This window comes from Bradyrhizobium sp. RT6a, from assembly GCF_040547675.1.
GTDB lineage: Bacteria > Pseudomonadota > Alphaproteobacteria > Rhizobiales > Xanthobacteraceae > Bradyrhizobium.
Genome location: NZ_JBEPQC010000005.1, coordinates 41,009 through 64,205, shown reverse-complemented (window position 1 = coordinate 64,205; position 23,197 = coordinate 41,009). Strand labels below are relative to the sequence as shown.

General features: G+C 58.2%; 15 protein-coding genes and 6 pseudogenes. 12 read left to right on the top strand and 9 right to left on the bottom strand.

Features of this window, described 5'->3' with window-relative positions; genetic code table 11:
* Positions 1–56: 56 nt before the first annotated feature.
* The gene (gene nifD / locus ABIC03_RS25715) at positions 57–1,559 is read right to left on the bottom strand and encodes a nitrogenase molybdenum-iron protein alpha chain (protein ID WP_354062634.1); all 1,503 of its coding nucleotides are present in this window, start codon (positions 1,557–1,559) and stop codon (positions 57–59) included.
* Positions 1,560–2,357: 798 nt separating this feature from the next.
* Between nifD and ABIC03_RS25710 the strand changes: the two genes are divergently transcribed.
* On the top strand, positions 2,358–2,513 hold the full coding sequence (locus ABIC03_RS25710) for a hypothetical protein (protein ID WP_354062115.1): 156 nt from the start codon (positions 2,358–2,360) through the stop codon (positions 2,511–2,513).
* Positions 2,514–3,377: 864 nt separating this feature from the next.
* On the opposite strand, the gene ABIC03_RS25705 is transcribed toward ABIC03_RS25710, so the two are convergent.
* Positions 3,378–4,922: a S10 family peptidase gene (locus tag ABIC03_RS25705; RefSeq protein WP_354062113.1), complete on the bottom strand. Its 1,545-nt coding sequence runs from the start codon at positions 4,920–4,922 to the stop codon at positions 3,378–3,380.
* A gap of 775 nt (positions 4,923–5,697) precedes the next feature.
* Here ABIC03_RS25705 and ABIC03_RS25700 point away from each other — a divergent pair.
* From ABIC03_RS25700 to ABIC03_RS25690, 3 genes and pseudogenes are all read left to right on the top strand, one after another.
* Positions 5,698–5,905 (top strand): annotated as a pseudogene (locus ABIC03_RS25700) (IS630 family transposase); the annotation flags it as partial.
* 277 nt (positions 5,906–6,182) lie between these two features.
* A pseudogene (locus tag ABIC03_RS25695) lies at positions 6,183–6,548 on the top strand (class II aldolase/adducin family protein); the annotation flags it as partial.
* Positions 6,549–6,709: 161 nt separating this feature from the next.
* A complete protein-coding gene (locus tag ABIC03_RS25690) occupies positions 6,710–7,822 on the top strand; it encodes a hypothetical protein (RefSeq protein WP_354062111.1) in 1,113 nt (370 codons plus the stop codon).
* 348 nt (positions 7,823–8,170) lie between these two features.
* On the opposite strand, the gene ABIC03_RS25685 is transcribed toward ABIC03_RS25690, so the two are convergent.
* The 6 genes and pseudogenes from ABIC03_RS25685 to ABIC03_RS25660 form a co-directional block, all read right to left on the bottom strand.
* On the bottom strand, positions 8,171–8,908 hold the full coding sequence (locus ABIC03_RS25685) for a tetratricopeptide repeat protein (protein WP_354062109.1): 738 nt from the start codon (positions 8,906–8,908) through the stop codon (positions 8,171–8,173).
* 156 nt (positions 8,909–9,064) lie between these two features.
* Positions 9,065–10,104: pseudogene (locus ABIC03_RS25680) on the bottom strand (IS701 family transposase); the annotation flags it as partial.
* A 3,406-nt stretch (positions 10,105–13,510) separates the two neighbouring features.
* Positions 13,511–13,654: pseudogene (locus tag ABIC03_RS25675) on the bottom strand (hypothetical protein); the annotation flags it as partial.
* Positions 13,655–14,519: 865 nt separating this feature from the next.
* Positions 14,520–14,723, bottom strand: a complete 204-nt coding sequence (locus ABIC03_RS25670) for a 4Fe-4S dicluster domain-containing protein (RefSeq protein ID WP_354062107.1) — start codon at positions 14,721–14,723, stop codon at positions 14,520–14,522.
* 600 nt (positions 14,724–15,323) lie between these two features.
* On the bottom strand, positions 15,324–16,538 hold the full coding sequence (locus tag ABIC03_RS25665) for an EAL domain-containing response regulator (protein WP_354062105.1): 1,215 nt from the start codon (positions 16,536–16,538) through the stop codon (positions 15,324–15,326).
* A gap of 828 nt (positions 16,539–17,366) precedes the next feature.
* A complete protein-coding gene (locus ABIC03_RS25660; RefSeq protein WP_354062632.1) occupies positions 17,367–17,780 on the bottom strand; it encodes a hypothetical protein in 414 nt (137 codons plus the stop codon).
* Between ABIC03_RS25660 and ABIC03_RS25655 the strand changes: the two genes are divergently transcribed.
* The 6 genes and pseudogenes from ABIC03_RS25655 to ABIC03_RS39280 all read left to right on the top strand — a co-directional run.
* Entirely contained in the window at positions 17,725–17,862 is a 138-nt protein-coding gene (locus ABIC03_RS25655) for a hypothetical protein (RefSeq protein ID WP_283018958.1), read from the top strand. The genes ABIC03_RS25660 and ABIC03_RS25655 overlap by 56 nt on opposite strands.
* 907 nt (positions 17,863–18,769) lie before the next feature.
* The gene (locus ABIC03_RS25650; protein ID WP_354062103.1) at positions 18,770–19,363 is read left to right on the top strand and encodes a hypothetical protein; all 594 of its coding nucleotides are present in this window, start codon (positions 18,770–18,772) and stop codon (positions 19,361–19,363) included.
* On the top strand, positions 19,360–19,818 hold the full coding sequence (locus ABIC03_RS25645; protein WP_283018077.1) for a hypothetical protein: 459 nt from the start codon (positions 19,360–19,362) through the stop codon (positions 19,816–19,818). The genes ABIC03_RS25650 and ABIC03_RS25645 overlap by 4 nt, the downstream gene beginning before the upstream one ends.
* Before the next feature lie 69 nt (positions 19,819–19,887).
* Positions 19,888–20,022 (top strand): hypothetical protein, encoded by a 135-nt coding sequence (locus ABIC03_RS25640; RefSeq protein ID WP_283018076.1) that lies wholly within the window; start codon positions 19,888–19,890, stop codon positions 20,020–20,022.
* Between the two features lie 593 nt (positions 20,023–20,615).
* Positions 20,616–21,048 (top strand): annotated as a pseudogene (locus ABIC03_RS25635) (NAD(P)/FAD-dependent oxidoreductase); the annotation flags it as partial.
* A gap of 12 nt (positions 21,049–21,060) precedes the next feature.
* A pseudogene (locus ABIC03_RS39280) lies at positions 21,061–21,527 on the top strand (transposase); the annotation flags it as partial.
* Positions 21,528–21,588: 61 nt separating this feature from the next.
* Here the strand turns inward: ABIC03_RS39280 and ABIC03_RS25625 are convergent.
* Positions 21,589–22,110, bottom strand: coding sequence for a hypothetical protein (locus ABIC03_RS25625; protein ID WP_354062100.1), 522 nt, complete (start codon positions 22,108–22,110; stop codon positions 21,589–21,591).
* Positions 22,111–22,239: 129 nt separating this feature from the next.
* Here ABIC03_RS25625 and ABIC03_RS25620 point away from each other — a divergent pair, with 129 nt between their 5' ends.
* Together ABIC03_RS25620 and ABIC03_RS25615 are read left to right on the top strand one after the other, a co-directional pair.
* Positions 22,240–22,506: a hypothetical protein gene (locus ABIC03_RS25620; protein WP_354062098.1), complete on the top strand. Its 267-nt coding sequence runs from the start codon at positions 22,240–22,242 to the stop codon at positions 22,504–22,506.
* Between the two features lie 410 nt (positions 22,507–22,916).
* On the top strand, positions 22,917–23,087 hold the full coding sequence (locus ABIC03_RS25615) for a hypothetical protein (protein ID WP_354062096.1): 171 nt from the start codon (positions 22,917–22,919) through the stop codon (positions 23,085–23,087).
* The last annotated feature ends 110 nt before the right edge of the window (positions 23,088–23,197 follow it).

The window sequence follows — 23,197 nt, the reverse complement described above, 5'->3', positions numbered from 1 at the left end:
TTCGTTCTCCTGCCCCTCCCCTCCTCTGCGGAAGAAGGGGCCGGACGTCGGCGTTCCTATTCCGCCGCCATAAGGCTCGGCCGCGGGGCGTCCTTCCAAGGTGCCGTGGTCTTCCCCCAGATCGGGGAATTGATCGCCATGTCCATGTCGCGGGCGAAGATCGCGAAGCCGTCGTAGCCGTGGTAAGGACCCGAGTAGTCCCAGGAATGCATTTGACGGAACGGCACGCCCATTTTCTGGAAGACGTATTTTTCCTTAATACCGGAGCCTACGAGGTCTGGCCGGATCTTTTCGACAAAGCGCTCGAATTCGTAGCCGGTGACATCGTCGTAGATCAGCGTGCCATCTTTGACGTAGTGCTGGGCGGTGCGTTGGTAGTCATCGTTATGCCCGAACTCATAGCCTGTGCCGACAACATCCATGCCGAGGTCCTCGTAGGCGCCGATGACATGGCGAGGACGTAAGCCACCGACGAACAGCATTACGGTCTTGCCTTCGAGCCGCGGCAGGTATTTCGCGGTCACCGCGTCGACAAGCGGCTGATATTTCGCGATGACGCGCTCGGCGCCTTCCTTGATCTTATCATCGAAGAAGCTTGCAATCTTGCGCAGCGACTCCGCGATTTTGGACGGGCCGAAGAAGTTGTACTCGCACCATGGAATCCCGAATTTTTCCTCCATGTGCCGTGAGATGTAGTTCATCGAGCGATAGCAATGCAATATGTTGAGCTTCACCTTCGGCGTCGCCTCCAATTCAGCAAGAGAACCATCCCCGGACCACTGAGCGATGACGCGCAGGCCCATTTCTTCGAGCAGGATCCGTGACGACCAGGCATCGCCGCCGATGTTGTAGTCGCCGATAATCGCAACGTCATATGGCGTCGGCTCAAATTTGGAGCTGGCCTCTGGGGCGCTCTTGTCGAAGATCCAATCTCGAACTGCGTCGTTCGCGATGTGATGGCCGAGCGATTGTGACACGCCACGAAAGCCCTCGCACCGCACAGGCACGATGGTCTTGCCGCCATATTCCTTTGATTTTTCTCTGGAGACCGCCTCGATATCGTCGCCGATCAATCCGATCGGACATTCGGACTGGATGGTAATGCCCCTGTTGAGAGGAAAAAGCTCCTGGAGCTCATCGATGAGCTTCGTGACCTTTTTATCGCCGCCGAACACGATATCCTTTTCCTGGAAATCGGAGGTGAACTGCAGTGTCACGAAGGTGTCGATGCCGGTCGTGCCGACGTAGTAGTTGCGCCGCGAGCCCCATGAGTACTGACCACAGCCGACCGGACCGTGGCTAATGTGGATCATGTCCTTGATCGGCCCCCAGACCACGCCCTTGGAGCCTGCGTAGGCGCAGCCACGGATGGTCATCACGCCCGGAATGGACTTGATATTCGACTTGACGCCGCAATCCGACCTCCCCGCCTCGTGAACACTGAGATGCTTGGCGCGCCTTTTGGCGGTCTTCTCTGGGTAGACCTTCAACACCTCATCGATTAGCTGCTTGTTGCGCGCCTTGATCTCAGCGACACTCTGGGTAGTTTCTCGGCTCATACAAATTTCCTTTGATTGTCGCCTCAGATCATGAAGCGACGCTTTTCCGGTAGACTGACGGATTTCGATCCGGCATTCAGGTGTAAAGCGTGCAATCTCCGTGACCGGTCCGACCGATCGCAACTTCGCGGCCTTCTGGATCATGCAGCAGCGGTCGTTCACGATCTTGTAGTTCATCTCCGCTGAGCGCTTGCGAGCGCGGTGTGTGTGACGCTGTTGATTTGTCGACGGGATCGCTGACCAAGACGCGTCTCGGTGAAGTCATGCCTACTCTCCAGCGGGTGGTCATATCGGCTTCTTTACTCACTGCCTGCCATCAGGGGCGTGTCCCTCTGCATGTTGTTGCAAAGGGATAACAGCCGCCTCTTGCGCAGGGGTTTGCAATGAGTGTGCCAGCGCTGGTTGGATGCAAAAACACACGTCTGTAGAGCTAGATAGTTGGCAGGATGCGGATTGTTAGAAACCTGACCCTGTCTGGCACCGACAGGCGTAGCCGCTAACGGCCTGTCTGAAACAAAACAATCAGTTGGGCTCTCCGGGAAATCGACGCCGCCAAAGATCGGTTATTCGCCGCATTGAAGGTCGAGTTGGGGACGAAGAAAGATACCAGCAAGAAGACATCGCTCGCCCTGAACATCACCGAGCACCGGCATTTCGGGATCCGACTCATCGCTGCCATCGTCGCGCTTTCCAATCTGATGAGCATGTCCGTCGGACTGGTTGGAATGAGCCTGCTGGCAGCGGCGTACCTTCTGTCAACCATCACCGCCTTCGAGGATCGGCATGACTACCCCTCGGTTGGCCATCCTGAACGTCGTCTGTGGCTTCACCGTGCTCGGCTGGCTTGGGTTGTTCGTGTGGGCGCTGATTGGTCTTGGGAAATCCGCATTGGGCGCCATGTCACAGCATTCGGCACTCGGCCTGGCGAAGATTCCAGCCGGGAGCCCGCTCTAAAGATATCCGATTACGATCTGCGCTCCGGATGGAAGATGCCCGTCTTGCAAGCCGAGATCTTCTCCTTCGAGAGAAAGAGGGAGTCCGGTGGAACCAGCCGAATCCATCGAGCTGCCTCGCGCGCGTTCCTCGCTTCTGTAACGACGAGTTGGCTGCACTTAGCCGCCAGTGGGTTCACGACCTGCTCACGACCCCTTTGGAGCTTCTCGCGCTCCTGCTGGAGCACTTCGGTCTCTCGGGCGAGCTCCGTCCTTGCTCGCCCAGTTGTTCCTGGAAGCGCAGGTGGTCCGCCCAGCCAACCGTCGATGATTTGGACATTCGCCCCCTTGCTTCTGAGAATACTCGCCAGGTAACCGAGCCCCAAATTTTCCTCGGCGGTACGGTGCGTGATCGGCGCTGGCGTAGCCAGAACTATCGGCGGAATACCGCGTAAGGGTAAGGCTGCCTCGCGCAACGCGAACCTCTCGGTATTCCGTGTACAGTTACGACTAGCTGTGAACGACACTCAGAGGTGCTTCCCATTGACGCTCCTAAGATGCCAGTTGTGCAGAACTGCTCTCTGAGGAGATTTACCACGACAGTAGAAATTTGATGGTTGTACGCCAACAAGATTGACGCAATGCAAGGGCAGATAGGAACACTCAAGAAGCCGTTTTCAAGCGCCCGCAGAGTCGGGAAAGGCAAACCTCACCCGAGTCGGCAACAATGATGCGGCACACGCGACAAGGAGTAGGCTCCCCTGATCCATAACCAAAACCCGGGGAACCATGAACTTACACGTCGAAGCCGGCGCCATGAGCAGCTTCATCTATAACTATGCTCGTGCGGACACGAGCATGCTTGTGACCTAGCTCGCGGTGCGGGTTACTTCATAATCGCTTCGGCCTCTGCACGAAACGCGTGGCGCGAGCCATCTCGTGAATAGAACATGTGGCCGCCTGGATAGACTACGAGTTTGACGCGCGGTGCTGAGGCAAATGGCGGCAATTGGTCGAGCACGATCTGTGATCCGAAATAAGGGGTGACGAGGTCAAACAGGCCGTGCCCGACTAGCAATTTCATCTTCGGGTCCGCTGCGAGAATCTGGCGCAGCTCCGACAGCGACTCCGGAGGCCCGCGGCCGTAATCCCAAGCCTGCCCGACCGCGTCGTTGACTAGCTCATAGGAGCCGTCCGGCCGCCAGTTTAGCTTGCGCGTAAGGAGATCGACAGTGGCGCTGGTCAGAGGTGCGAGCAGCGTGTCGCTCGACGGATCGTCGGAATGATGGAAATCCGAGTCCGGATACGGATCGAGGCCACGCACTGAGGCGTCATAATTGCCGATTAACTTGCCGTTCTTACGATCGAACTCACGGCCAAACGCGGCGGGGTCGAAGCGGCCCGCGAGCCTGCGACTCACCGCCTGATCGATGCCGGTCAGCGCCGCGACCTTGTCGGCCAGACGCGTGGTCGCTTCCTTGTCCGCCTGACCTTTGATGAGGTCGGTCAGAAACTCTCCGCGTGCATAAGCTTCCACGTCGGCGAGATCGGCTCGCTTTACCGGGCCCTCGGCTTCACGCAGGGTCGCGACATAGCTCGGCAGTGTTGCGATGTATTGCAGCAGGCCAGTGCGGGCGTAGTCGAAGATTGGCGAGACCATTATCAGGCCCTTGACGCCTATGCCCTGCTGCATCTGCAACTGGTGCACGACCTTTGGCCCACGAATGCCCCCATAGCTTTCACCCACGATGTATTTCGGCGACAACAGCCGGCCATGCTTTTCGAGCCAGCGACGGACCACCAGCGCGAGGGCGTTGACGTCGCCGTTAACGGAAAAGAGCCGCTTGCGCACATCATTGCCGGTCCCCACGAAACGGCTATAGCCTGTGCCCACGGGGTCGATAAACACCAAATCGGTGAAATCGAGCCAAGTCTCCGCGTTTGGCCTCACCTCCGGAAAAGTGGATGGCGTGACCTCGTCTGCATTGATCGGCAGCCGCCACGGTCCGGCATTGCCGAACTGCAGCCAAGCCGATGATGAGCCCGGTCCTCCGTTGAAGAAGAACGTTACCGGGCGCGTGCCGCGATCGGTGCCGTCAAGCTGATAGGAAGTATAGACGATGTCGGCGTCCGGCTCGCCCTTCTTGTCGAACAGGCGGATGGAGCCGGCCATCGCGGTGAAAGAGAGCGTCCGCCCAGGGAGATCAAGCGTTTGCCTGGTGCTGGAGTCCGGCGGCAGGCGATGCTGCTCGGCCGCCGACGGCGTACTCGGCGCTTGGCCGGCGCGTTCGCCGGGGCCGGCGTTCTGGCCGGCTGGCGTTGTGGCATTGGCGGGCGGCGGCGGCGGATTGTCTGCCCGCACGCTCCCCATGATCCCGCAGGCAAAAAGGATCAACGCAAGAGAGGTGCTGCGCAGTGCGGTCGACGGCATAGAGGTTCTCCTGTGCAGCACTGTTGGTGCGCAAGGCGTGTCTGTCAAAACAACCTAGTCACTAGCTCATGCGTGGAAACAACAAACCTACTAGAGTCAGTAGTTGTCACCGTCGGCGGGTGCAGATTATATGCCCCCACCATCGCCAATCGCCCCCGATTGGCGGCTTGACCGCTGATCAGCTCAACGCGCTCGGCCTTCACGGCATGGCCAAGGCCTTCGTCGACATCGGAAGTCCTGCTCGATGTCGCGGGAACTGCTTCAGTTTTTGAGGGATCTCCGACAGCGATTTCTCAAAGTTCTGGAAATACGCGTCTCGCGATGATGAATACTGGACCAAGTCGCGAAGTTCGAAGACCCGTGGAAGCTCCCGTCGATACACGTTTATCCTCCGCCACACCAAAGGGCGGCGACCAGAACGAAAATCGCGGCGCCCGCAAAACCCTTAGTGACTGCTGACGTAGGCTTGCTCTGATTGTAGGTGATTCAACAGATCGGCCAGGTCGTCGGCGTCTTCCAGGGGAAGGCCATTTTGGGCGACGTCATTGATTAGCGCAGCAAAACCAGTGCGGATGTCGTTAACCGTCCAGCCATTCATCTCGGATCGAATATCGTATCGTAAAGTCATTCCTCATCATGACACGCGGCATGATTGTTTCAAATCTTGTTTGCAAGTGGAGAGAACGATGCATTTCCGTTGTGCATGGCGCATCCGGCTTCGCCGGTCAGACTCTAGCTACCTATCCAGCGCCGATCGGGGTCCTTGTCCTTCGGCATCGATGAGAAAAGCCAGATCCAGGCACTCGAACGCGAGCTACCGGCCTTGGCGGTGATGCCAGGGGTACCGGGGCGACCCAGATACGTGCGCCGTGGATGCCTGCTGTCTGCAGCGCTCGATGTCGCCTCGGGCTTCCGTCATCGGCAAACGCCTCAAGCGTCATCGAGCCATCGAGTTGTTGAAGTTCTTAAAAAGAAACGATGCTCCAGGCTTCGATATCGATGAACGCTCCGTGTTGTCGCGTTCAGCACTGTTCGGTTTGATACGTTTACGGCAGAGACCCGACACCGAGACTCGGTTCTACGTTGGCGCAGTGCAAAGCGCATCTTTTCGTCAACGGCTCGCACGCATCTCTTGTGGCACGACGATTGCCTATAAGTGGCGAACAATCTGTTGCGATCACGGCCGTCGTGAAATCGCATGGAGTAGGTTGCGACCACCGTGGCACACGTTTAACGTCACAACTGAGAGACTGAAAAGTGATGACAACTCGTGCGCGCGCATCGGCCAGCAAGGATGGACTGCAGGATACTCGGATTGATCTCGCCGCAGCACCTCGGCTGATCCACCTGCTCGGCCTTGATGGCGGCATCCACAACCAACTCTCGATCCGCCTGCCTGGCGCGCATGATCGCTTTCTGATCAATCCCAGTGGAATGCGCTTTGAAGAGGTGACCGCATCGAACCTGGTTACGGTTGATATCGATGGCAACATCGTCGAGGATCCTCTCGGGCTCGGCATCAACCCCCTCGGATTCACCATTAACAGTGCGATCCATTCTCCGCGCGAAGACGCGATCTGCGTCCTGCACACTCACGCGATGGCCGGCGTCGCGGTCTCAGCGTTGCTTTCGAGATCTGAGCATGAAAACAGCTGCCGCACTCCAAGCCCCAGACATCAAAAGCAAGCAATCTCGTCGGGGCCGCCGTGGCGTGTGACGGATTTTTAGGTCGCAGGCATGGTGCTCGGTCGATCTAAGGAATCCGTTACAGCAGGTGGAGTGCGGCCATGAGCATTCAGAAAAAGAGGATCGCAAAATTCGATCTTGCACTCAAAAATAGCCACGGTGTTCGTATCGAGGAAGTCTTCAGACTTGGCGCACTGAGAGACGGAATTCAACTTCTCACCACCGATATATCATTTCCAATTCTTGGGCAAATCATACCGAGACTCGAAATCGAAATATTTGGCCCGCAGTTCGTCAAAAAGATCACCGTACGGATCAATTCGAACTCGCCATTTATGTTTGACGGAGAGGTCCTCCTTGCATCAATAAACGACGAGATTAAACAAGTCCGTTGTCGACAACATATTGACCCCGAACGCTCGCCTACGGGTATGTACAATTTCGGTATGATGCGCACGAATGGCGCCCGGAGTTTCGTGTTCGATTATCATGTTTACTGCTGTTATTCGTGCGATTTCTGTTTTAAAGAAAATGAATGGGAGGCGCTGGCCATTCAGGGAGGTGATACTAATTACAGGGCCAATTTTCATGAGTGTTTGAATTATGCGGACAGGAATGGCCACACGTTTGATGACAAATACGATATCGTTTGGCTATGCACTGGAAGCATCAAGGATGAGAAGACCGAATTGGACCGACATTCGACAATCTCTCGTCGGCTCAGAGAGGCGGGGTATACAAAGAATATTTACGTATCCCAGGTGGTTCCGCCGAGTATCCGAAACGACAGGGATAAGCGAAGAAATTACCTTTCAGTTCTAAGAGATGCTGGCGTTTCGCGATTCAACACGGGGGTCGATATCGTCGACGCCGGAATGCGAAGAAAGTATATCCGTGGCCTGAAGGGCGAATACACTTTTGAAGAGTACATGGCGATCTTTACCGACGCAGTCGATGTGTTTGGTCGGTTCGGAGCCGGAAGCTGCCTTCTGGCCGGAATTGAGGCTGCAGAGAACACGATTAATGGATTGGAAGAATTGGCGAAGATCGCCGTAGCACCTGCTCCGACGGTGTTGACACCGTTCGTCGTAAAGCAAATGGGCATTCCATTCTCGTTCGATCTCGAAGAGCTGATAGATACCCATGTTCGCTTCAACAATATTGTCGCCCGATATGAGCTGCCAGTCTTCTCCGGCGTATTCAGCTTGTCTTGAGGCGTCGATAGCTACAATCCATGCGGCGTTGTTGGCTCAAAACTAGGAATCCATGAGCACGCCGCCAAGTTCTTGAAGGATCGCTATGAAAGCCCGCTGGACCTAGTCTTACTGCGTCACAAAAGAAGACGCTTCGATTGCCGATGCAACCATTCCGATCGGCGTCGGATTGTCCGTGCTGCTGCTCGGCGAGAGCGTGCCGTCGAACCTCGCGCTGGGACTGCTGCTGGTCATGGCCGGCGTTGCCGCGATGACGGTGCCGGCGGAACGGCTGAATCTGCGCAAAGCATGATCCGGAAAAGTGCGCAGCAGTTTTCCGATAAGATCATGCTCAAACAATAAGACCGCTCAGGTCGAAATCTGCTTCTCGGCGATCGAGAGCCACTCGGCCTGCGCCTCGCGCAGATATTTCGGCGCGCGCCGCATCTGGATCAGGAGCTCGTTGAAGACCACGCGCGCCTCGGCGCTGCGGCCGACCATTTGCAGCAGCATGCCGTAGCGCACCCGCGCCTCGGCGCCGGGGAAATAGCCGGCGACCGCGTGATATTCCTCCAGCGCCTCGTCGAGCCGGCCGACCTCGGCGAGCGCCCGGGCGTAGAGCAGGTGCGCGTCGGCGGAATCGAAATCCGGCCATTGCTTCTGGAGATCGTCCAGCGTCGCCAGCGCATCGGCCGGACGCTTGGCGGAAAACTCGGCCTGCGCCTTGCCGAGCGCGTAGATGGGATCGTGGCCCATCGGCAGTGTCAGAATGTGATCATAGTGCTGCTCGGCCTCAGCGAACCGGCCGATCTTCGTGCACTCTTCGGCAAGCGCCGCGCGATTGGCGATGGTATCGGTGACAGCCAGCCGGTCGGACAGTTCGCGGTAGCGTTTTTCCGGATCGAGCCGGTTGGCGACGCGCTGGCGCGCCTGCCGTGCACCAGGGCTCGAGAACCATTCGGGAATGAGCTCGACCGCGATATAGGCGAGCGCGCCCATCATCGGCACCAGCAGGATGATGAAAGCCCAGGGCCGCAATCGCCCGGTGCGCGAGGCATGGTAAATCAGCGTGATATCGAGCAGCAGAACGACCAAGGCGACGGGCATGTGACATCCGGGAGCACAACAACAGCGCAGGCTTCCTGATATCGCAATCAGCGCGACGAAACAATGGGACAGCGTGAGAGGTTCCGGGCGATGGCAACGATCATTCTTCGCCGCATCGTCGCAATCGAGTTCGGGATGTGACGTTCGGGTCGCCGTGGCGGAGCCTCTGGGTCGGTAACCGTTGGAAACCGCAAGTTTCTTGAACGGCCTAGCGGAACGAGATCCCGCGGGGGAATCGTCTCCCTCTCGGAGACCAGGAATCCGTAGGCCGCGATGCACAGCGTAGCGTGGTGGTGGAAGCCACGCCAACCTCGCCCTTCGAAATGTCCGAGCCCGACCTCTTGTTTGAGATCCTGATAATCGCGCTCGATGCGCCATCGCAGCTTGGTTAGATCGACTAGCTTTCCGAAAGTGATCTTTTCCGGCAACGTTGAAAGCCAGTATTTGGTCGGCTCGTCCTCACCTTCTGGCCATTCGATCAAAAGCCACTCTTCCGGTCGGCTTCCGGTGAGCTGGTAATCTCGATGCGCGACGCAAACGCGCGCGCGAGCGAAGCGCGACGATAGCCGCTCGGCCGCACCCTCTCGCCACTTGATCGTGCGCCAGACCCCCTTAGGAAGGCAAAGAGCAAGCTCCTTGACCGAAATCGGTTGATGCTTGTGGTCGCGGCGCAGCAGCTTTGGTGGTCGCCCTTTGCCCGACCATTTTTTTGGCGGCAGCGGCGCCGTGTCGGATGTCCACACCGTGGTGTTTGGCAAGATACCGGCCACATAGGTCAACCCCAACGCGCTGATGCTGGTCCGCAGGTCCGTGTTTCAGCCAAACCCGGCATCCATCAGCAACACGCCGCGAGCAAGCCCGGCTCTGCAGGCCGCTTCGATCTGCTCAAGTGCGATCTCTTGGTCTTAAAGCTGATCTCCTTGGGCACGCCGCTTTGCGCCGACGTTTCTTATCTGCTGCCCAATCCTGCGGCAGATAGAGACGATACATCGCGGGCAGACTGGCGTGGTGATTGGCAAGCGACTGGGACACCGCGACTTGGCAGTTATCTTGCTTGCCGAGCTGCCCGCAATATTGACGGAATGCGCTCCCTTCTTGGGAAAACCGGTGTCATCGATGATCCACGCTTCGATCGGCCCATGGCGCTCCATCGCCGGCAGTACCATCTCGCCCACTTTGGCCAAAACACCCTCGTTTAGCTTAACTTGTTGCGGGTGTGCTCGCCTTGGAGGACAGCACACAGGCCGGGGAGCACGTATTGTGTGCGGCTAAGAGTATGGACGGTAATTCGTGCGTCCGAGCACCTGCGGAAATCAGCGTAAGACACGAGTTCACTTCTATAGGAGAGATTCTGGCCAATCTGTGAACTCCAATTCGAAGCTACGTGGGCCAGTGGGTTTGGTCGTGAATTTAAGGGTCTTCCCTGAAAGGGCTGCCAATGAGCCAGATGCGAACTTGAATACTGTCGTGCCGGAAGTTGCGACCGCAATGCCTTGCTCGCCTTCCATGATAGAGAAGCCGGTCGCCTCGGAGAGTTGTCCAATTGCAACTCCCTCCAGCGCGCGGTGAAATTCCAGGGAAGCCACGTATGATCCTTTGTCAGCAGCCCACTCGCTGACCGACACTGCTGTGATCCCCGCGTCGCTCAAGAGACCACCCGCGATCCGGCAGCCATATTGAACGCTGAGAATGACCCGCTCATTCCGAACTCCGACCGGCTCTCGATCGGCGGCAGTGATCGTGCACGCGTACCGCCTTGTGTCCGCAAGCGCGCCCGTGCTTGGCCCGAACAACTCGAGAGCGGAACATAATACAAAAGCGAGAATGGGTCTTATCATTCGGCTGCACCTGGTCTGGAATATCGTTCGCCTGCTCTGTACAATCTGACGCTACGGCCGATTCAAGCTTCTTCGATCGCTCTGTCGGATGAAAGCTACTCACGGTGACGGCGGTGTCGCAGAAACGAGGCGATCGGAATCCCCGGCGACAGCCCCTGGATGGGTGCCCGAACGATTCCATTATCCGCGTTCACGGCGCGCAGCGGGCCAGCACGTCGGTGAACCAAGGCTATGGACCGACGCCTTTCAGCTCGGCAGCGGCCATGAGGGGCGCGACGGCCCGCGGCGCCGGAGCGCTACGTTCCTGACGCGGGCGAAGGCGTTCTGCGGGCGGATGCCATTTCCGCGCCAATACCCCGCGGCACAGGTTCCCGAAATTTTCTTCACGGTGTCAATGTAAAAGGAAACGTGGTCGCCAGGAGCCGGTCGAAGGCAGACTGCCGCTCAAGCAGACGCTCTTCGAGGATCTTACGCTCGAGATCACTCAGCTCACATTGAAGCCTTCTGCGACAACGCCAAATGTCATTCCGCACGTATCTGATCTCATTCAAGCGATCGTCAATCGAAGCCATCACGCTTACCGTATTTAACCTGAACCAGCCATGGACAGCTGGTCAATCACGTCGTTCCGGGGAAGACGCCGATGACATGTCACGACCTGGCCATCTGTCACGATCTCCTCCCAGCATGTCCTCTTGTATCGCAGTCGTTCAACGCAAGGGCACGAAGTGACGGTTGCTTCTGCAGAAGTTCAGCGGCTTTTGCCATCAGCGCGCAGGATTTCAAAAGCTGCCGCTCGCCCGTCAGTGGGCCGAAGTGGTTTATCTTTATTCCAACCAACACCCGGCCTGATCTGGTGTCAGGCCGGCGATTTAAGCTGGTGTCGAATGGGGGTATCCGACTAATCGGACCGTCGCACCGTCAAGCTCTGGGTAACCGCGCCTTTCGGATTTGAGAACGGCAATTGTCATGCCAGCGAACCTCAGGTGGAAGGCAAGCCATGTTCAGGCTTGGGGCTGGTCCGTTACAAAGGAGGGGGATTTTGCGGCGGCGGCGCCCCGGAGCGGCCCGGATATGAGTCTGAGAGGCTTCAGTCGGTAGGGCTCGGCGAAATCGCGAGCGATGCGCAGCGCCTGGCGCCTCGGCCCAGTGTCTCGCCAAACCTGCGTAGACCTTAGTACCGCCGTTCTCGCGTTCGGCCCACAAGCTGGCAATTCGATCTCATCACAAACTCTCTGTGCGATGATGCCTAGCCGGGACCGGCGCTTGTCGCGTCTGTAACACCGCATGTATTCATCAAGCCAAAACATCCGACGTTGTTTGTTCGCCCGGACTCGTTCTGCAACTAAATACAGCTTGCACCTCAGATACCGACTGGCATGGCGGGTGCTATTGTCCAGCCACAGGGTGAGCGCTGAGCGCGACCAGCGGCGTAATAAGCATACGCTCAACTTCGCGGGAGCGTATTGGCCACCCAATCGCTTGATGGAGCACCGATGCGGCCACCGGACAGCTTACCCTTTTGCGGCACACCCGTTGTTGTCAGATCGACCATCACGCCGAAGGTTGCGGCGCTAGTCTGATCTACCAACACGAACGTCGTGACCTGGCTCAAAGCGCACTCGCGAATCAAATAAGGCCCAAACCCTCGTGCGCGAACGACGGCAGCGGGCATCTCGAAATCGTACGTTTGATGTAGCCTCGCTTTCAGAGGATCCGGTGCATACTGCGCCACCGCCAAGGCAGTCGGTGACGAATATGTCTTCCGCGCGGCGCCCTTGCGGAACGTTGCGTTTGCCCTGATGAGTGAAATCCAGCTCGGCGCCAGGCTTAGCGATAAGCAAGAGATCGTTGCGTTTCTGCATTCGCTGACCGGGCGGGTACCTGGATCGAGTATCTACCCACGCCTACGAACACGGGGCCAAAGCCTGCCATAGATAGATAGGATTAACAGCACCGGCCTCATGCTTGGTGTAGCAGATGCCACGCACGTACCCGGGGTCACGCAATGACGTCAAAATGAATGATCCCGTGCCGTCACTCATAGCCACGCCTATAAAAAAGCGCCCGGCCTACTCGGGAGGCCGGGCGAAAGTCACGCAGGAGCGACGCTGCTTTACGCATCGCACCAGCTTTCGTCGGTAGGGAGGACTACCGGCGACCGATTTACGGCAAGGGCATTCGCCGTTAAACAACGAGAAGCGGATATCGCCTCCGCGCAAAATCTGGAGCCGCTTGCCTTCCGCTCCTGTGGGACACTTCAGGACTTGCCCACCACTCGCCCGCGTCCGGTTGGCAAGGCAGTGCCTTGATCGAACTGGGATCCTTCGCGCAAGCGGCTTGGGCACCGCGCCCTGACACTCAAGCGGCCGCTGGTCGTCGCGCAGCAGCATTTGGCATCCCCAAAACACCAGCAACGCTCGATTATCTTCCCGAATATCGTGCCAAGGCGCCAATCTCCTATGACATTGCGTAAGGGAGGTAAAATCGATTGTTGTGATCGGACGCATCCACGCGATGGATAAATGAAAAGAAGAGCTGTGGTTAGCATCGACCGTTAATGACTTCGATCGGCATCGCCGGCAGGCTATCGGCCGTCGGATCGAGGATCGAGCTTGTCGCCGGCTGTTATGCGACCGCCTCGGCCAGCGCCGGCCGGCATTCCCGTCTCTGGACCTTTGGGAAGCCGCAAGGACATCGCAAGCCCCCAAAGCGGGTATATCTCATTCACAAAAGCGTGGCAAAACGGTCGGGACCATCGTGGCGCAGCCCGCAGCTCGCGTGCGGCCACCATATTGACGAACGCGGGACACACCTCCTGCCACTTTCGAGTTTTCAGCCCGCAGTCGGGATTGATCCAGAGCTGCCGATCAGACACTCGCTGCGGCGCCAACACAATAAGCTGCTTGGAGGCTCCGCCTGTGAATGCGTTCGCCTTCGATACGCCGTTCGGGCAACCGGATGAGCTCCGCGGCCGGAACGAGCTCGGCCCGCTTTCGATATCTGTGTGACCGCGACGGCCCTGGTTTTCCGTCAGCAGCTTCTCGAACCCGCCGTCAGGAAGTTGCGATCATCCTCGGCCGGCGTCCGTTTGATCACACCGCCATGAGGCTCCTTAGGAATTGCCAATGCCGGATTACTCTAGAATCGCAGGGATGATCAGGTCGGACAGCTTGGTATTCGGCTGGCCCCGCGACGAGCCATGAGCTCGATCGCCTCCGTGCCGTTGGTCAAGATGATCTCCTCGTTGCGGCAGGTATTCACGTGCTGAGCGACTTTGACGCGCGCCTTCGATGCGTCCGCCGCCGCTTGGCAAGTGGAGCCTGGACGCGGGCGATATGCAGGAACAGCTCCTGACCTCAGGATGCATTCTGAGTTACGAAACTGGAGCAGGCAACCAGAGCGCGGGCGGCGGGATCGGGCTATGACCCTACACTCCATGCACTCGTGCACGGTGACGACGGGCAAGCGGAGGTCGAGCTTCTCGTACCTCTTCAGGATCTCCGGAACGATCTCGTCGCGCGAGGAGACCGGCTCTTCGGCTCCGAAGTGACGCAGTTCTAGACATTCAGCAAGCGATCTTGAGATATTAACGCCCATCCACCTCGCCTCGCCTCGTCCGCCAGCGACGACAAGCCCTAACGCGGCCACTGGAGCACCGAAGCGGCCTTGTCATTATTCGAGATAAATTTGAGGTGTCCTCCGACAGAGCCCCTTCGAGCTCGACTTCGACTAGTTCGTTCACGACATCGATGAAGCCTTACGCGGGCTGCTTATGCTGTCTTAGACGGGACACAGGTGTCAGGCACCGGACAGACGGCCGCGCATTGCGGCGTGTCGGAATGGCCCTCGCACTCCGTACACTTTTTGGCATCGATAACGTAAATGTCGCGCTTGACGCTGATTGCCGCGTTGGGACACTCGAACTCACATGCACCACAAACGGTGCATTGCGAAGAGACGATCTTGTAAGCCATGCCTTGCGACTCCTTAGGCGAGCGATGCTATTGGCGATCCTTCAAATGCCGTGCCAGACACAGACAGGCTCAATGGCGGGCAATTTGCGCAATTTTGCTGTCCGGAGGCTGAGACCATGTTGCATCTGCTACAGCAACAGGCCGCTCCAATTCAAGCTATGAGAGCCCTCGGCAGTACTCCGAGGGCAAGTCGCGACTCGACCGCCGCGAGCTTCCGTCGGATTGTACGGCACGGCAGCGCGGGGCCACGCGACGCTGGATGATTCCGAAACCGGCGGCGCGACTAAAAGCCGCGAGCCGACGCACGTCTAGGCCGGATCTCGGCAAACCTCCGGTCACACGCCCTGACTGGAGGTTTGTGCAAGCCTCGCTCATGGCTGCAACTTTACTTCCGCGGCTTGACTCGCTGGAGGCTTGCAAAAACGGATTTGTGCTACAATAAGCTTCGGTGGGAAATGAAGTCGCGCCGGGAGGAGCGACGCTGGCCTTGCAAACTGACCGATAATTGCAGTCAGCCTCATGCCTGGCGCCAAGTAAGCATGCGGTGTGGGCGCGCGCTGCTACGCTTTGCTTGACTGTGCTCAGCCACTCCTCACGCATCTAGTTTGGAAGAAGTGGAGGAGTACTGAAAGATGACTGCGCAAATTGCTTCAACGGCATGGCCTTTCCGAACAGATGGCCCTGCGCAAGGTCGAAGCCGAGTTCGGTCACTGCGATCAGGTCGGCATGGCTCTCCACACCTTCGGCGACGGTGCGCGCACTGTATTCTTTGGCTAGATCGACGATCTGGCGGCACACCGTTCGCTTCAGGGGCCCATTTCCGCAACCCGAGACGTACTGCCGGTCCACTTTCAATTTCATGAACGGGAATCTCTCCACCCCCATCAGCTGCGGCCAATTGGCACCGACATTGTCGATTGCAAGGCCTATGTTGTAAAAGCGAACCTCACGCGCGACCTCGATCAGGAGATCTAGATTGCGGATGGCTTCCTCGCTCTCGATTTCAATCGTCAAGCCGCCGAAAGCGGGGTGCGACGGCATGCGCTGACACAGATCGCGTACCGCCTGCGGGTCCATCAGGAATGCTGCCGGGAGATTGATGGAGAGATCGATTGAAGTTTTCTGCTCCAGAAGATACCGCCAATCCTTGATTGCGCGGTCGATCACGAACTCCGACAACTCTCTAAAATGCGGATCGTGCGGCTCTGCGATGAAATAGGCCGGTGGAACAACGCCCCAGGTCGGGTGCCGCATTCGCACAAGCGCCTCGGCGCCGCGGCGGCTGAGGGTACACGCGTCAAACTTCGGCTCATACCAGAGCTCAAGCCATCCAGCGTGTAAGGCTTCTCCGACATGGACCGCGGGACGGAGCGCCGGCTCTCTGGGCAAGAGCATGGCGACCCGATCGCGCAGCGTTTCGGCTGCAAACGGCGTCCTCAGCGGCGGCAGCATAGCAAGTCCATATTCGCCCCCGACCTGCTCCACTGCCGTCATGATGATCGATTCGCGGGCACCGAATGCCAGCACTCTGCCTGCAAATTTTTCGCGTACGAGTATCTCGAGCAATCGTCCAGGCTCGCTGCTATCCGAGCCAATGCCGAGCAGGATCAGATCAGGGAGCTCCGTGCAGAGTACGTGCGGCAGCTCGTCAGCAGTCCCGCATTCGCTGATAATAAACCCCATATCCTCCAGCACATCCCGTAGAAATGCGCGCAGATGCCGCTTGCCGACGGCCACGCACGCTCGCGGCCGCACCTTACGCCGTCCGAAGGTTACAGGTTTACCTCCGACAAATTCGGCCTGCCCATACTCCATCGCAACCACTCCCGTTCCGTGACGACCCTTTAAACGAGGAGCGAAGGTCCAAACAAGCTGCGCATGTCGTTATCTATCGTTTCTTCGAGGTAAGCTTAAGATAGTGCATGAGCAGGCAGAATCCTTCGCGATGTTGTTCTGACGATTTTGTCGGGCGCGCGCATGATACCTCTTCGCGTAATTTTGTTGAGTGACGCACGCGACTGTCGGGAATCTCACCTTCGGGCTGATGCGCCCTATGGCGCGGCGATGATCATGGTGCACGGTTTACGGAATGATAGCTCGTGAGTGACGATCAGCAACCACTCTTACGACTGTTTGATCGGCATGGCCGGCTTGCGCACGCGCGAATGTGCCGTCTGGTTCATTTATTTTCCAATCGAAGAAAGTCCATCATGAGTTCGCAGCCGGTCAAGCCGCGGTCCATTCAGAGAACGGCAGCATCTTGCACTTACCTCACCTCTGTTGCTTATAGCGGTGCGGAGGCCCTATTCACTACCGAGCTTGATAGTTGCTCTCAGTTGAGTTCTCTGTATCCTTTTGACGACGGATTTCCTCAAAAGGGATTGACGTGACGGATGTTCGTGTTGGCGCTGAAGCGCAAGGCCCGCCCACGGGGCACGGCTTTCGCGCAGAGGCGCGCCAGGAGATGAGGACGCGATCGCAGAAGCGGTTGAAAAGCTACTTTCTGAATTAGGTGGCCCCGGACGAGAGTTCAGCCTTGAACGCGCGAAGCAGGCGGGTCTGCGCCTTATTCAGGATCCCGAAGGGGGCTGCATTTTTGTCATCGAGCAACCCTCAACAGTGATCAGCTAGAGGATTCCGTGATTAGCAATGCGTCGTGCGCCGCGTCCAATACGAGGTTCGTGAAGGTCGCCCCTGCGCAGGACTTGATGCGGGCGATCGTTCCGCCGTTCGGCGCCAAGACGAAGACGTCGCCGATGGAGGCATGCGAGGAAGCGCCGCCGTTTTTGGTCCATCGTCATGAGAGTGTACCCAAACAAAAGCGTTCCCGCGTAGTCGAGCGCCACGGGCATGATGGTTGGAGTTGCTCCGAGCGCTGCGAATATCCCTGGCAGATTTGGAAGCAGAGCGCCGGTAGCTATGGATCGGGGCAGTGAGCGCGAGCGCTGTACTTCCGCCTCGACTCGCCTCTAAGTATTCACGAGCGCCCAGATGACGAGATATGAGCGACGCTATTCCAACCCCGATCCCCTGTGCGGCTGCCGCGAGCAGGACCACGATCGGCAAGGTCATGCTGACAGCTGCGATCGCCTGCGCGCCAAGTTGCGCCAACAACGGTCGCGCTGACGAGCTGCTGTAGCGCATCCAACAGCAGATGGAATAGCGAGCCGCAGGATAAGGCCGGGAGATTCGGGTCCGATAACTCGACGTGCTGTTTTTTCTTGGGCATCACATTGCGCTCGTTGTCGATGGCGAATTCCGTATCCGCTCATTCATGGATGAACGTGTCGCGAGCGTTTCCAAATTCGCTGAACCGCGTACTCAGCGCAGCGCTCTCCGCATCCGATCTTGCACGGCCGCGGCTAAGTTCGTCTGCGCCGGTCGATCGCCGTGATTGCTCGGTTGACGTTCCACAAGCTGATTTTGCCAGGTCGATTTTCCGTAGGAATACGTCCCCGTTTATCGTAACCGACTAGGTGCCTTAGCAGAATAGTGAGGACCCCGATTGAGCTGTACGTGACGTGGCCACCTCGGTTATGCCGGTCATATTGTGCCGCTCTGCCCCTTGTTGGCTTCTCGCCGTTTGCGTTCACTTCTGTTTCCTCCGTGATGATCGGCGGGGGAATAGGGCGGGACCCCAGGGCCTAAGTTGGCTTTGGCATCTACCGGATCTTGTAGTGGACGCTGCATCGTCTGCATGGCACACGCAATGAACTAGCCCAGAGGCTCGTTCTTGCTCGTGATTTCTCGGATTTGTACGCGCCACGGCTACAATCTCTGGTCCGGACGCCAGCAGGATCGGCGTCGCGTCTGTGGCAGGGACTGATCGGCGTCGACGGAGCGAAAGACGCCGGCACAAGGGAGCCTCGCCGACGCGACCGCATCCGAATGGACGCGCGGCAAGGGCTATCGTCTTTGCGTCCTAGGGGAGGAGAACCATTGTTGCGGGCCGGCGACCATCTCGTGAGAGCGCTTGAGAAGTTCGGGTTCCTCACCTTGATCGAGACGAACGGCAGGCTGCCGGTCCAGGCCGGCGTCGACTGGATTTGCCTCAGCCGAAATCCAAGGCCGCGCTGGCGATGACTCGCGGACGCGAACTCAAACTTGAATCCGCAGGCAGAGCCCTGTCGGACCGACTCGAGGAGGGGAACTTCGACAATTTCCCTCTTCAACGATGGACGGCCCGCAACGAGGTCGACCAGACGCGGCGGGCCGACGCGTGCTGCCTGGCTCATTCGAAATGGAGACTCAGGTGCAAACCCACAAACATCCGGCACCAGATGAAGATACTCGCTATCTTCTGTGCGTTGACGCCAGCGCCTCCCCGGTCACCGCGCGCATTTCGCGGCACCTGTCGTCTGGTCACTGACCGCTCCGGGCCTCTGCAGTTGTCGATTCCGATTATCGGCGCGCCGACTGCCGTGCTTCTGTACTTCTTCAGCCCGGCGTTCATAAGGCTGTGGCAGATGCGCGGTGGTCACGCCATCATGCGCCATCTCACGATCGAGCTAATCGATTCTGAGACGGTGGCGGCGATGTCCGACCGGGACATGCTGCTTCTTCCGGGTGTCGGTCACAAGAACCTAGCGCAGATCAGGAAGTGGCTCGCGATTGCGATCGAAGAGGAGACGAGGGGATGATAATAGACCGCGAGCGCCTGCTCAAGTTTCTGAGGCTCACGGCGTCCGACCACGACGGCGAGGCCATCACCGCCATGCGCATGGCCAACAAGCTGATACGCTCCGCAGGCAAGACGTGGGAGGATGTCGTGTCCGGCTTCGCGACTCCGGCGCCCAAGTCCTACGGCTCCCCCGCCTCGACCGACTACCGAACTCCGCCGAGCAAGCGGGGGACGAGGCAGTCCGGCAGGGCCGATCCGCGGAGGCCGAAGACCGAGCCCAAGAAGATATACGACGACAACATCGGAACCTATCTCAAGGAACTGACCAAGCGCAGACACGACTTGAGCACCGTCATGTTTCTCGCGTCGCTGTCCGAGTACTACGAAGCGAAGGGCTACCTGAACGAGCCGCAGTACGAGACCCTGATGCGAATTCACGACACGAAGCGCGGCAAGTCAACCAGGAGGTTCTAGTGAGTCCGAGGAAGTCTAGGACCAAGCCCGGACCGAAGTTCCTCTTGTACTGGAGGACGCTGGCGGGCCATGTACTCCATGATCACGGCCAAGGGCAACATCAGGCGCGGATGCGCGAAGCTCCCGACGTTCGGCAACGACCCGCGCACCATGCTGACGATGCGCGACATGCTGACTGAGGCCGGGGATTTCAGCAGCGAGTAGCGAACGCGCTCGGGATGCACGGTCCTCGCCGCGGCTGGTCACGATCACCTCGATCCGCAAGGGTCTCGCCTCCGGTCTCGGCGCGAGTGCACTTCACGTCGACTATGCCACTCATGTTCTTGCCCTCCATCAGCACGTCGTGCCCGGTAGTGGCGGCCGTTCGGACCGAGCGATGGCTCGCCGTCCGACATTGATCTCGACGCGATCATCACCGGACGTCCAGATCGTCGAGACGCACGGCCGCCACGTCGGCAGGCATCGTCGGCGACGACTCGTGGATGCGGTTGGCCGTCGGCCGCTGGGTCAAGTCTATCATCCACCGGCCCGGGACAGCACCGTGTTCTCCAACGCGGGATACGACCTCGGGTGGTTCAACTGCGACTGGGACTGCAGCCGTCCTGACCACCGACAGAGTACCCGTCACATCCATCTAGCCGAGTGGGCGAATTATCCGCCGGCCTTTATTTAAGGTCGAGGCAGCGCACCAACCTCCAAAACTCCCGCAGACACATCGCTGTCATCGGATGCACGGCTATTCACGATAGCTGCTGGACCTCGGGTCGATCAAGAAGCTAGCTGAACGGGATTGGCGGATGCGAAACAATCGACGATCACACGGACTGTGGGCGCTGACTGCGCCACCAGCGCCGGAAACTGCTTCCCTTACCGGTGAACCTGCAGCGGATATCGTCGTGATTCGCGGCGGATATACCGGGCTGTCGGCGGCCCTTCATCTTGCTGAAGGCCGAGCGCGTGTTGCGCTTTTCGAGGCGTCTGAAATAGGATTCGGCGGCTCCGGGCAGAATGTCGGGCTCGTGAATGCGGGCATGTGGCTCATGCCTGTCGCGCTTCCGGACGCACTCCGCGCGCCGTTTGGAGAACGGTTGCTTGAACACCTCGGCCGCGGACGCAGAAGTGTTCGAACTTGTCGAAAAGCACGACATCGAATGTGAAGTGGAACGTGCCGGCACCTTGCATTGTGGGGTCGGACGTAAGGGCTTGGAGGAGATTGAGTCCCGTGCCGCTGCGCAGCATGGGGTCTTTCCCCGCACACGCCACCATAATGCTGGGTACACAGACCGTGAACGTCCTGAACAAGGTCCCAGTCTCGGTGCAGGCCACCATGAAGAAGGATTTCGCGAGGTCTATCGGGCGCGAGCCCAGCGTCCGCCGAACCCGCGACCGACGTCTTCGCCGAGAAGCATTCGCCAAGTATGGCCGGGCGGTCGAACGCCTGGTCGAGGATCGCGACACACTGCTGGCCTTCTAGGATTTTCTTGCCGAACATTGGGGATCACTTGCGCACCACCTATCCCATCGAGCATGTGTTCGCCACCGGGCGATACAGGACCTTTCGGACGAAGGGCTCCTTGTCGCCAACCACCGCCAGGCCGATGGTGTTCAAGCTGGTGATGACCACATTAACGACCTGGCGGCGGCTCAAAGGCACAAATCCGTTGCCCAACGTCGTCGCAATTGTCGGATTCAACGACGGCATTGAGATTGAGCCATTTTTTCTCACTGCGATGAATCCGCGACGGTGTCCCCGATCGTGCACGCGTTTCGCTAAACGCCCCCTGACATTCGATCCAGTTCGTCCGCAACCAGCTTCTCGGCATTAAAGTTCTCGTTGGACTGACAAAATGCGTCCTCGGCGGTGTAAGCCATGGCCTCTAGCGGACTTTGGCGATACCCATGTTTCTCCAATCCATCGGCGTACGTCGCGAGAAACCTTTCAGGACCAAGCAATCGCCACTGTACAACATGGACTAGTTCATGAAAGTGGAGCCGCTCACTGGACGCAGCGCGACGCTTTACGAAAAATGTGTCCAGGTACGTGATACCGTTGTAATCGCCGTCTTCGAATTCGGCGAACTGGCTGAATCCTAAAGATGATAGTGGCGGCATCGGAACCCGTTCGACGACGGCAACCTTGGTCGACGATAAGAGATTTCCGCTGAAGTATTGCGACAGTCTCGGGAATCCAAGCGAACTTACGATCCTTACCTGGTTCGAATATGCTTGTAGTGTTTGATGAATCCAACCCATTAAGTGAGGGTATAGTGCTTGGAACTGTTCCGGCGTCATACGCGCTTTCCCTGAATTTTGATTTTCGTGACTCGATCAAACCTAGCAGAGCTATACGCGCCGCCTCTTGGAGCTTCCAGTCATTTTAAAAGTGCATTCCCCTACTGCGTATTTTTCCGCTCGAGCGCCATGACCACCCACCTCAACAAGGTCCATCACGTCACCACCATCACCCAGGTCGCGAGGGACCTCGGCGAAGACGATTGGCTTCGAGACGTCGCCAATGAAATGGAGATCGAGGACGGAGCCATCTGGGTCTATGGCGTCGGCGAAGGCGGCATCCAGGCGTTCACCGACTTCGGCATCGAACGTCCCATCGAGATGATCAGGTTCTACAAAGAGAACCTGGACTGCTCAGGCGGTAACCCTGCGGCCTACGCCGAATGGATACCATAAAACTGCCTATTATGATTCCCTCAAGGCGGCGCAGCAACGCCTTGAGGGCATGAAGCGGTTGGATTCATGGCAGATGCAATGGTCGGCACAACCGACGAGCTGCTCAGGACTCGCGAGGCCTCGGCCACACTCGGCGCTATGTGGCGCGAAGGTCGAAAATTCCGGCAGGGCTCCGGCAGTCTTCGCGCTCAATGTATTACCCCATCATCCAGTTCTAACCGTGAAGCGCCTGGCTAAGCTTCTCGACATCACCGTGCAGGCAGCTTCCCAAGCAGCGGAGCAGCTTGTCGAGCGCAAGATTCTCGTGGACGGACCGGCTATGCCCGCAACCGCGTATTCACTGCTCCTGATGCGCTATCGGTTATCAACCGTCCGTTCAGTGAAGATCCGATTCTTCCTAACTTGTCGTCGTGACGATCATCGGCCCGATGATGATCAACACGGTCGGCCATTATCCAGTGGGCTTTTCGGCCCGATCGCTAACGGAGCTCCAGGCGAGTTATCAGGTCATCGGCAGTCATCATGTGCGCAGTAAAGAAGCCAAAATCGCGAGCGTCGCAAGAATGGACCTCTCCGGCTAGAGCGCTCCGTAGCCCATATCCAGGCCGGTCAGGTCGGACAGAAATGCCACCTTGTAACTATGAAACATCGCATCGCGTGCAGTCGCGTGGTAGTTCGGTAGTCGTCCCCG